Origin of the sequence: Jiangella ureilytica, assembly GCF_004348545.1 — a bacterium.
GTDB lineage: Bacteria > Actinomycetota > Actinomycetes > Jiangellales > Jiangellaceae > Jiangella > Jiangella ureilytica.
Map to the genome: position 1 here is coordinate 1 of NZ_SMKL01000122.1, position 10,160 is coordinate 10,160.

At 71.9% G+C, this 10,160-nt stretch carries 11 protein-coding genes; 10 read left to right on the forward strand and 1 reads right to left on the reverse strand.

The window, feature by feature from the left end; genetic code table 11:
- Positions 1 to 1,279: MocR-like pyridoxine biosynthesis transcription factor PdxR (gene pdxR, locus E1212_RS28310; protein ID WP_131988766.1), on the forward strand; the 1,279-nt coding region annotated here is incomplete at its 5' end.
- Here the strand turns inward: pdxR and E1212_RS28315 are convergent.
- Complete coding sequence (locus tag E1212_RS28315; protein ID WP_131988768.1) at positions 1,266 to 2,018, reverse strand: 2-phosphosulfolactate phosphatase; 753 nt, start codon at positions 2,016 to 2,018, stop codon at positions 1,266 to 1,268. The two genes, pdxR and E1212_RS28315, sit on opposite strands and share 14 nt — an antisense overlap.
- Before the next feature lie 47 nt (positions 2,019 to 2,065).
- Between E1212_RS28315 and E1212_RS28320 the strand changes: the two genes are divergently transcribed.
- The 9 genes from E1212_RS28320 to E1212_RS28360 form a co-directional block, all read left to right on the forward strand.
- Positions 2,066 to 2,644: a DinB family protein gene (locus E1212_RS28320; protein WP_131988770.1), complete on the forward strand. Its 579-nt coding sequence runs from the start codon at positions 2,066 to 2,068 to the stop codon at positions 2,642 to 2,644.
- A 120-nt stretch (positions 2,645 to 2,764) separates the two neighbouring features.
- Positions 2,765 to 4,366, forward strand: coding sequence for a carboxylesterase/lipase family protein (locus E1212_RS28325; RefSeq protein WP_131988772.1), 1,602 nt, complete (start codon positions 2,765 to 2,767; stop codon positions 4,364 to 4,366).
- A 59-nt stretch (positions 4,367 to 4,425) separates the two neighbouring features.
- A complete protein-coding gene (locus tag E1212_RS28330) occupies positions 4,426 to 5,013 on the forward strand; it encodes a dihydrofolate reductase family protein (protein ID WP_131988774.1) in 588 nt (195 codons plus the stop codon).
- A gap of 6 nt (positions 5,014 to 5,019) precedes the next feature.
- Entirely contained in the window at positions 5,020 to 5,766 is a 747-nt protein-coding gene (locus tag E1212_RS28340; protein WP_162605666.1) for a hypothetical protein, read from the forward strand.
- Positions 5,767 to 5,934: 168 nt separating this feature from the next.
- Entirely contained in the window at positions 5,935 to 6,090 is a 156-nt protein-coding gene (locus tag E1212_RS29765; protein ID WP_162605667.1) for a hypothetical protein, read from the forward strand.
- A 65-nt stretch (positions 6,091 to 6,155) separates the two neighbouring features.
- Positions 6,156 to 6,497 carry a VOC family protein gene (locus E1212_RS28345; RefSeq protein WP_131988778.1) on the forward strand — a complete coding sequence of 114 codons (342 nt, stop codon included), beginning with the start codon at positions 6,156 to 6,158 and terminating at the stop codon, positions 6,495 to 6,497.
- A gap of 314 nt (positions 6,498 to 6,811) precedes the next feature.
- Positions 6,812 to 7,264, forward strand: coding sequence for a hypothetical protein (locus E1212_RS28350; protein WP_131988780.1), 453 nt, complete (start codon positions 6,812 to 6,814; stop codon positions 7,262 to 7,264).
- 443 nt (positions 7,265 to 7,707) lie between these two features.
- Positions 7,708 to 8,682 (forward strand): IS481 family transposase, encoded by a 975-nt coding sequence (locus tag E1212_RS28355; RefSeq protein WP_131988782.1) that lies wholly within the window; start codon positions 7,708 to 7,710, stop codon positions 8,680 to 8,682.
- A gap of 726 nt (positions 8,683 to 9,408) precedes the next feature.
- Positions 9,409 to 10,160: helix-turn-helix domain-containing protein (locus E1212_RS28360; RefSeq protein WP_203417360.1), on the forward strand; the 752-nt coding region annotated here is incomplete at its 3' end.

The window sequence follows — 10,160 nt, forward strand, 5'->3', positions numbered from 1 at the left end:
GGCCGGGGCGGGGACGTTCGTGAGCGACTCGGCGACGGCGTCCGCGGCGGCCGGTCCGGCGGCGGCCGGTCCGGCGGCGGCCGGCGCCACGGCGGGCCAGGGACTGCGGCCGCGGCCGGGCTGGGACCGCGCCTCATGGCGGCCAGCAGTGCGACCTCCCGCGCGGTACGACTTCCAGGTCGGCGTGCCGGACACCCGGCTGTTCCCGTACGACACCTGGCGGCGGCTCGTCGCGGCTGAGTGGCGGCCTCGCGGCGACGCGCGGTCGCGGCCCGGTGGCGAGCCGGCCGGTGACGCCGAGTCCGCCGGGCATCCGGGGCTGCGCGACGCGATCGCCCGCTACGTCGGCTACGCCCGGTCGGTACGGGCCGCGGCCGACGACGTCGTCGTGACCAACGGCGCGCAGCAGGCGCTCGACCTCGTCGCGCGCGTACTGATCGCTCCCGGCGACGTCGTCGCCGTCGAGGAGCCCGGCTACCCGCCCGCGCGCGACGTGTTCGCGGCGCACGGCGCCCGCGTGGTGGGCGTGCCCGTCGACGGCGACGGGCTGGTGGTCGCGCGCCTGCCGCGAACGGCACGGCTGGTCTACGTGACGCCGTCGCACCAGTTCCCGCTCGGGGTCGCGATGTCGCTGCCGCGCCGGCGCGAGCTGCTGGCCTGGGCCGGCGCGCACGACGCCGCGGTGTTCGAGGACGACTACGACAGCGAGTACCGCTTCGCCGACCGGCCGCTCGAGCCGCTGCACACGCTCGACGACGGCGGCCGCGTCGTCTACGCGGGGACGTTCTCGAAGACGCTGCTGCCCGGGCTGCGGCTCGGCTACGTCGTCGTGCCGCCCACTCTCCGCGATGCCGTCCGTACCGCCCGCCGGCTGGCCGACGGGCAGGGACCGGTCGCGACCCAGGCCGCCCTGGCCCGGTTCATGGACGAGGGCCGGCTGGCGCGGCACATCCGGCGGACGGCGAAGGTGTACGCGCGGCGGCGGTCGGCGCTGCTGGCCGGGCTCGGCGGCGTGCTCGCGCCGTATCTCGAGGCGGTCCCGTCGGCGGCCGGGCTGCACGTGTGCGCGCTGCTGCGCTCCGGCGACGACGCCACCGGGGCCGCCGTGGCCGGGCGGGCGCGGGCCGCAGGGGTCGCCGTCGAGACCCTCGGCCGGTACGCGACGGCGCCGGGCGGGCCGGCCGGGCTCGTGCTCGGTTACGGGGCCATCGAGGCGGCCGACGTGCCGCCCGGGCTGGACCTGCTCGCCGATGCGCTGCGCGAGGTCACGCCGGACTGAACGCGCCTCCGGTGAGCACCGGGACGACGTCGGTGACGTCGCGCTCGGCCGCGATGGCGACGTCCTCGGGGAAGCCGTCGTCGATCAGCTCGCGACCGGACGCGCACTCGCGGAGGGCGGCGGGCAGGTCGCCGACGGCATCGACGGCGGCATGGGCGGCTCTCGCCTCGGGGGACGGGTCCGCGCTGGTCATGGCAGCGACGATCGCGCCCGCGCCGAGCAGGTCCTCCAGCGCCGGGCGCAGGCGGCCGTCGGGCCAGGCCTCGCCAGCGGGAATGACGGCGACCGGCCGGTCCGCGGTGCCGTAGCCGGACGCCGTCAGCCACCGCCCGACCGCCGCCGCGTTGCGCAGGCAGCCCGCGACGACGGCGACCTCCGGACGGGAGTCGCGCGCCGCGGCGGCGATGGCCGACCCGTTGGGCGACGGCAGCACCAGCCGCGGGGTCGGCGGGGCCGCCCGCAGCGCCGCCGGCGAGAGCGACCACGGCGAGTGCCGGTCCGCGGCCCTGCGACCCACGGCCAGCCGCGCGCCGACGGTGTCCGCGTAGGCCGCCGCCGTCTCGTCGCGCCAGGCGTACGGATACACCGTCGTGCCGGCCTCGGCCGCCACCGACACCGCCGTGGTGAACGACAGCACGTCGACCACGACCAGGCAGGCGACGTGCGGGGCGAGCCGTGCCGCACCCGCCGGGCCCCACTCGACGCGGACGCCGTATCCGACCTGGTCCCATGCGATCACCCACCCGATTCTGCCGAGTTGTCGGTGGCGGGTGCTTGGGTGGGGACATGGCGGATGTGAAAGCGGAGCTGCACCGCAAACTGCAGCTGGTGCGCGCCGGACTGCTGTCGAGACTCGACGGGCTGAGCGAGTACGACATGCGCCGGCCGCTCACGCCCACGGGCACCAACCTGCTCGGGCTGGTCAAGCACCTCGCCGGCGGCGAGTACGTCTACCTCGGCACGTCGTTCGGCCGGCCACCGCCCGAGACGCTGGCCTGGGAAGAGGACGGCTCGGTCTGGGACGGCGCCGACATGTGGGTCACACCCGACCAGTCCAGCGAGTACATCCTCGGCCTCTACCGGCGCGCGTGCGAGCACGGCGACCGCACCGTGCAGGAGCTCGAGCTCGACGCACCGGGGCGGGTGCCGCACTGGCCGGCCGAGCGCGCCGACACCACGCTGGGCGTCCTGCTGATCCGCATGCTCTCCGAGACCGCGCAGCACGCCGGCCACGCCGACATCGTGCGCGAGCTCATCGACGGCCGGGGCGGTCCCGACCACGACGAGCTGGGCGACGCCGAGACCTGGCGTACCTATCTCGCACGGATCCAGGCGGCCGCCGACGCCTTCGCGCCGCGCACCTGAGGGCAGGACGGCGGGACAAGCGCTACGCGGTTCGACGTAGGGGAGTACGCGATCTGACGTAGAGGAAGTCGGTCCGCTCGGCGGACGCCGCGGCGGCCGCGGCCGCCGAGACTGGCCGGCATGTCGCTGCGCACGCTCACCCTCGCCCTGACCACGACCGCCGCCGTCGCCATCACCTCCCTCGTCGCCGCGTCCGCCTCCGCGTCGGCCCAGCCCCGCCTGCCCGCTCCAGCCGTCGGGTCAACGGGCTCCGGCGTCGTCCGGGTCGACTCCGGCTGGCTGCGCGGCAGCGTCGCCGGCGACCACGTCACCTACTCGGGCATCCCGTACGCGGCGCCGCCGGTGGGGGAGCGGCGCTGGCAGCCGCCGGTCCGGCCGCGGCCCTGGCACGGCGTCCGCGACGCCACGACGCCGAGCCCGTTCTGCCCCCAGGGCAACAGCGTCACGGGGATCGTCGGACAGGAGGACTGCCTGTACCTCGACGTCACCGTGCCCACGACCGTCGAGCGCGGCGAGCGGTTGCCGGTGCTGGTGTGGCTGTTCGGCGGCGGCTTCACCTCCGGCGGTGCCCGCGAGGTCGGCGCCGCCCGGTTCGCCGCCGCCGGCGACGTCATCGTCGTGACGCCCAGCTACCGGCTCGGCGCGCTCGGGTTCCTGTCCGCCCCGGCGCTCGACTCCGCGGGTGGCAACTACGGACTCATGGACCAGGCGGCCGTGCTGAGCTGGGTGCGTCGCAACGCGGCTCGGTTCGGTGGCGACCCCGGCAACGTCACGCTGGCCGGCCAGTCCGCCGGTGCCCGCTCCGTCTGTGCCCACCTCGCCTCGCCGGGTTCGCGCGGCCTGTTCCACCGGGCGATCACACAGAGCGGCGCCTGCGACAATGCGGTGCCGTCGCTAGCCGAGGCGCAGGCGTTCGGCGCCCAGGCCGTCGACGTCCTCGGCTGCGGTTCGGCCGCCGACGTGGCGGCCTGCCTTCGCGCCGTCCCTCCGGCCCGCCTTCTCGACGCCCTGGCGGGTGTCGGCAGGCAGATGAACGCACGGGTGGCGGACCGCCCGTGGAACCCCGTCGCCGGGACGCCGCTGCTGCCGAGGCAACCGGCCGACGCCCTGCGCGACGGAACGGCCGCGCGGGTCCCGCTCCTGATCGGCGGCACCAGCGACGAGATGCGTGCCTTCGTCGTGGGCAGGCCGGTGACGGCGGACGACTACCGCAGCCGGCTCACCGACACTTTCGGTGACGAGGCGGACGCCGTGTTCGAGGCCTATCCGATCGAGGACTACGACACCCCGGCCCTCGCGATCGCGACGGTGCTCGGCGACTGGGGCGGCTCGATCGGCGTGTGCCCGGTGCTGCGCACGGCCGCAGCTGCCGCCGTCCACCAGCCGGTGTACGCCTACGAGTTCGCCGAGGACAGCGGCGTGGTCGAGGAGGGCTTCCCGATGGGCGCGTTCCACGGCCTGGACCTGTCCTACCTGTGGGACCTGGACCTGGCCCGGAATCCGTACCCGCCGCTCACGTCCGAGCAGGAAAGGCTGTCGGCGACGATGATCGACTACTGGACGGCGTTCGCCCACTCCGGCGATCCGAACGGCCCCGGCCGCCCGCACTGGGCCGAGTTCGGCGCGACCGGCACCGTGCTCGGGCTCTCCACCAGCGGCATCGCCCCGACGCCGCTCGCCGCCGACCACCGCTGCGACCTCTGGTCCCGCCTGCCGCGATGAGTGTCACCGTCCTGCCGAGTCGGTACGAAGGACAGCAAGGAGACGAAGGGAGACCCCCGATGGGAAAGGTTCTCAGCCACATGACGATGTCGCTCGACGGCTACATCGCGCAGCCCGACGACGGGATCGGCGAGCTGTTCGAGTGGTACGAGGCCGGCGAGGTGAACGTCGAGAATCCCAACGAGACGGTGAGGTTCGCCGTCGACGAAGCGAGCGCCACCATGCTGCGCGACCTGACCGAGGGCGTCGGTGCGCTCATCTCGGGCCGGCGGCTGTTCGACATCGCCGACGGCTGGGGCGACAAGCACCCCGGCGGCTCGCCCGTCGTCGTGGTCACGCACCGCCGGCCCGAGAACGCCGCCGAGAGGTGGCCCACGACGACCTTCGTCGACGGCGTCGAGGCGGCGGTCGCGAAGGCCAAGGAGATCGCCGGCGACAAGGACGTCACGATCGCCAGCGCGAACGTCACGCAGCAGGCACTGGCGCTCGGGCTCCTCGACGAGGTGTGCGTCAGCCTGGTGCCGGTGCTGTTCGGCGAGGGGAAGCCGTACTTCGGCGCGCTCGAGGGCGGGCACCAGCTGCTCGAGGATCCGGAGGTCGTCCAGGGACGGCGGGCGCTGCACCTGCGCTACCCCGTGCGACGCTAGGTCGTCATGACGGCAGACCCATCTTCCGACGCCGCGGCCGGGCCGGCTGCCGGCGCGGCCGGGCAGGCACTCGGCCCGGCCGCGGCGGCGATCGTCTCGGCCGAGCACTGGAGCCTGCTCAGCGCTCGCGGTGCCCTGCTGAACGAGGCGCAGCAACGCACCTCGGTCTTCCTGACGGTGTTGTCCGCGGCCATGGTCGCCTCGGCGTTCCTCGCCGACGCCACCGGGTTCTCGGGCCGAGCCGCGGCGCTGACCATCGTGGTGCTGGCGGTCGCGCTGTTCCTGGGCGTGACGACGTTCCTGCGGCTGGTGCAGATCAACCGGGACGAGAAGCTGACCGTCCTCGCGATGAACCGGCTGCGCCACGCCTACCTGCGGCTGGAGCCGGGGCTGCGGCCGTACTTCAGCGCCAGTCCGCACGACGACCGGCTGGGGCTGGAGATCAGCTATTCGCTCGGCCCGCTCACGGCCGCGACGGGGAGGAACCACTTCCTCGTCACCACACCGACGGTGGTGGCGACCATCGACGCCGCGCTGGCCGCGGCCATCGCCGTCCTGGCGACGGCACAGGCGACGACGGCGCCGGTCGCCCTGGTCGCCGTCGGCGTCGCGGTGTTCGGGCTGGTCTGGGCCGGGCTGTTCGCCGTCCAGCGCCGCGGCGTCGACCCGCTGGCCGGCGCCGTGCCCCGGTTCCCGACGCCGCCGCCTCCTCCGCCGGATCCGGCACCGGCATCCGGTTCCGCACCGCGGTGAGCGCCCGGCGCTGCGGACCGGCGGCACCGACGCCTGGGCCGGGGTACCGTCAGCGACGACGTCCCCGACATGCTGGGCCGGGTGTGCCGAACTTGTGGTTCCAGGACACCCGACGAGCACGAGACGCCGCGGCAGTGCGCTTCCACATCGACGTCAGGGTGGCTCCTGATGTGGCCGAGCAGCATCGCCGCCGCCGTCACGGCCGGCGGCAACGTCGTCGACGACCGCCAGGGCCGTCGGACACCGTTCATCGCCGATCAGGACGGCGACAACGCCTGCGTCTGCACGGCCGCGAGCTCCGGTGAAGGGTTCGTCGGGCGATGAGTTCGGGCGGCTCGGCCGGTCTGACGTGCTGAACGCCCTGTCCCTCTCGATCTGGAGGACTCATCGTGTCGCTCGACCTGTTCGCCGGGATCTATGTCCGTGACTACGCGGCGGTGCAGCCGTGGTACGTGCGGCTGCTCGGCTCCGAGCCGACCTTCCTCGCCACGGAGACCGAGGCGGTGTGGCAGCTCGCCGACCACCGGTGGCTCTACATCAAGCAGCACCCCGAGCACGGCGGCCACGCCGTCCTGGCCATCATGGTCGACGACCTCGACGCTCAGGTCGCGCAGATCGCCGAACGCGGGATCGAGCCGGTGCAGTGGGAGGAGTATCCGAACGACGTCCGTAAGGCGGTCTTCCGCGACCCCGAGGGCAACGAGGTCGGCTTCGGCGTCATTCCCGGCTGACCGGGTACTCGAGGTGTGGCTCCCGCACCTGGACTCGAACCAGGATCCCTCTGATTAGGCGTCCGGCCCTCTGGTTGTCTCTCGTCTTCTCGCTCTCGGCGCTTTGGCCTGCATCGATGCGGCGGAAGACACCTCGGCGTCTCTCTACCGTTCGCCTCGCCGTCGACTGATTTCCATGGGCCAAACCATGGGTTCAGAGGCCTGCGCGGGGTCGACCTGGCTCCTTGCTTGGCCTCATCCCGTTGCGCCCCCCGCCGGTGCTGGAACACGCGGCCGGGGACTTGGCCCCACCTGATCAGAGCAGGAGAGAACCCATGCGGAACATACCGCGTCGACCGTCCACCATCACGTGGTCCTACGTCGTCGACGACACCACCGGCTACGTCCTGGCGGAGCGTCGTGAGAACGCCTCGCCCGTGATCCGGCTCCACTTTGCCCCGGCCGGGCAGGAACGGGTCTTCGATCTCGACATGACCGCCGCCGAAACGCTCGCCATGGCTGCCCAGCTCGCCGCCGTCGCTGACACCGCCCGACGTGACGAGTACAGCTCCCCGGATGTGCTCGCCTACATGGCCGAGGTCTACCTGTTCGGGTCCGATCCCGCGCGGGAGCTGGTCGACCTGGCCGACTACCTCGGCTACTCGCCTCTGGGTGTTGACGGTCAGCTCGTCGACCGGGCCGACAAGATCCTTCCCACAAGGCTGGGACTCGCCCCGGCCCCGCCCGTTCGCCACTCTGCGCCATCCCCTCATAACTGCCGCCTCTAGGCCGGAGTGGAGCTAGTCAAGGGTCGAGCTTGCTCGATCACGCAGTGACGCGGAGCGCAGCGGAGCGCCCTTGACTCGCGGAGTGGAGGCCGGACAATTCGCGGCATGAGGGGGACGGCCCGACCCACCCAGCTCGTGTGGACGGATCGAGCTAGTGACGGCGAACCGGATGCGGGTCGTTGCGGCGTCGTGGTTCACTGGCGCCCGATCCGCCGGCCATCCACCAGTGTTGTCGGATCACCAGGCCCGTGACGAGGACGTTGCGATCTTCACTCGTCACCGGCCTATCTGCGTGTGCGCCGCCCGTACGGTGCGCCCGGAACGGCCGCTAGGTGTACTGACCACGGACGTTAGGAACGGCGTGCCTGCTGGACGATGACGAAGACCTCCGGGTGGCTTGTGGAGCAACCACGCAACCACTGCTCCCACCAACGGAGGTCTTCGTGTCCCACGCTAATGCCTGTCTGACCCCTGCCGGTCGGCTGCGTCTGGCGCAGCTGGTCGTGGACAAGGGCTGGACGCTGCGCCGCGTCGCGGAACGCTGGAACTGCTCGGTCACGACCGTGAAGCGGTGGGTCGACCGCTACCGCGCCCATGGCCGGGCCGGCCTGGTCGACCGGTCCTCCAGGCCGCGGGTCTCGCCGCGGCGCACACCCACGCGGGTGGAACGCCGGGTAGTCGGGCTGCGGGTGTCGCGACGATGGGGACCGGCCCGGATCGCCTACCGGTTGCGGATGAACGTCTCGACCGTGCACAAGATCCTGCGCCGCTACAGCTGCCCGCCGCTGGCGTGGACCGATCCGGCCACCGGAGTGCGGATCAAGGGCATGCGTCGGAACGTCAACGCCTACACCCATGAAGCACCCGGCGACCTGGTCCACGTCGATATCAAGAAGCTCGGGCGGATCCCTGACGGTGGCGGTCACAAGGTCTTGGGACGTGCGCGTGGCAAGCGGGATCGGCATCGTGGGATGGGCTATTGGTACATCCACAACGCCGTGGATGATCACACCCGGCTCGGCTACAGCGAGCTGCTCACCGACGAGCGTAAGGAGACCGCCGCCGGGTTCTGGCTGCGCGCCAACGCCTACTTCAACGCTGTCGGGATCACGGTGAAACGAGTGCTGACCGACAATGGCTCCTGCTACCGCTCACGCCTCTTCGCCAACGCCCTTGGCGAGGACATCGCCCACAAGCGAACCCGGCCCTACCGCCCGCAGACCAACGGGAAGGTGGAGAGGTTCAACCGCACGATGCTCGAGGAATGGGCCTACGCCCGCCCCTACACGTCCGAGACACAGCGAACAGCCCTCTTCGCCGACTGGCTCCACACCTACAATCACCACCGCGGCCACACCGCACTCGGCGGCATGTCACCAGCAGACCTCGTGCCCAACCTCCGTGGACAGAACAGCTAGGCCGCACGCCCGGCGCAGCCGGGGGAGGGCGGCTGCGGCGAGCGCCAGCGAGCCGCCTTGACGGAGTAAGGAAGGTTCTCATCAAGCCCTGCGGCAGCGGGTGTGTGCTCCGTCGGCTGATGCGCGACTCTCGTCCGCCAGTTGATCTGCGACAGTCGAGCCGTATCGCGGTAAGAGAGTGCATCTCCCGAGCGCGTCGGGCGATCGACGTTAGGGTTTGGGCGTGGCCTCGCCGGAATCGTTTGAGCAAGACGGACCATGGATCCGCTCATCAGATGGGTTCAAGGTTCGCGCTCTCGGGCGGAGCGGCATGGAGTACGTCAGGGGCCCCGTGACGCTCGATATTGACGCGGAGGCGCTTGCGCCACGAGGGTTCGCGCTCTACCTGCGTTGCATCCCAGAGGACGTCCGCGAACGTGTCGTGGGTGACGTGACTCGTGCGTGGCGATGGGCTGGCTTCGACGTGGAGACCGTCGGTCCCTAAGCACGCTCATCGGCGGATCCGTGTGTTGGCCGGCCCGGGGTAGTCCCAGACTCCTAGCCCGTCGCAGATCACCCGACGGAAATCTGTCGCACATCAGGCACCGGATCACACCTGCGGCAGCGGGTGTCCTGTCGCGGGTGGTGCTTGACAGTCGCGTATCAGTTGATGCTTGACACCCGGCCGCGTATCGGCCGTCGTTGTGGACGATGTTCCGCGGGCATCGTCGTGGCGGGAGGCCGGGATTGGCGCTGGTTGTGTTGTCGGTTGTCGAGCAGCGGTTGGACGCGGTGCGGGCGGTGCTGGCCGGGGCGAGCGTGGTCGAGGTGGCCGTGCGGGCCGGGGTGTCGCGGCAGTCGGTGCATACCTGGATCGGCCGGTATCTGTCCGAGGGCATCGCCGGGTTGGCGGATCGGTCGCATCGGCCGAGGGAGTGTCCGCATCAGGTGGCGACGGTGGTGGAGATCGTGGTGGCGGAGATGCGCCGCTCGCATCCGCGGTGGGGTGCGAAGCGGATCCGGATGGAGTTGCTGCGCCGCCCGGTCGAGGGGCTGGTGGTGCCGTCGACGGCGACGATCAACCGGATCCTGCGCAGGCAGGGTCTGGTGACGCCGAGGCCGCGGAAGCGGCCCCGGGACTCGTTCGTGCGGTGGGAACGGCCGGGTCCGATGCAGTTGTGGCAGATGGACATCGTCGGCGGGATCTGGCTGGTGAACACCGTGACCGGGGAGCTGCGCGAGGCCAAGGTGGTCACCGCGGTGGATGATCATTCCCGGTTCTGTGTGATCGCGCGCGTGGTGGAACGGGCGACGGGGCGGGCGGTGTGTCTGGCGTTCGCGCAGGCGCTGGCCCGGTTCGGGGTGCCCGAAGTGTCTCGCCCCGGGTTCAGTGGAGGCTGTGATGTGCCGCGGCGACGCGTGTCGGCGCGGGGTTGTGATGGTAGTGGTTGTCCTCGTGTTCGGTCGGTGGGATCAGCCCGATCTCGCCGTGCAGGCGG

Coding starts and splice junctions, on each gene's coding strand:
- E1212_RS28320 (WP_131988770.1), top strand. CDS start 2,066: ATGGCGGATGTGAAAGCGGAGCTGCACCGCAAACTGCAGCTGGTGCGC.
- E1212_RS28325 (WP_131988772.1), top strand. CDS start 2,765: ATGTCGCTGCGCACGCTCACCCTCGCCCTGACCACGACCGCCGCCGTC.
- E1212_RS28330 (WP_131988774.1), top strand. CDS start 4,426: ATGGGAAAGGTTCTCAGCCACATGACGATGTCGCTCGACGGCTACATC.
- E1212_RS28340 (WP_162605666.1), top strand. CDS start 5,020: ATGACGGCAGACCCATCTTCCGACGCCGCGGCCGGGCCGGCTGCCGGC.
- E1212_RS29765 (WP_162605667.1), top strand. CDS start 5,935: ATGTGGCCGAGCAGCATCGCCGCCGCCGTCACGGCCGGCGGCAACGTC.
- E1212_RS28350 (WP_131988780.1), top strand. CDS start 6,812: ATGCGGAACATACCGCGTCGACCGTCCACCATCACGTGGTCCTACGTC.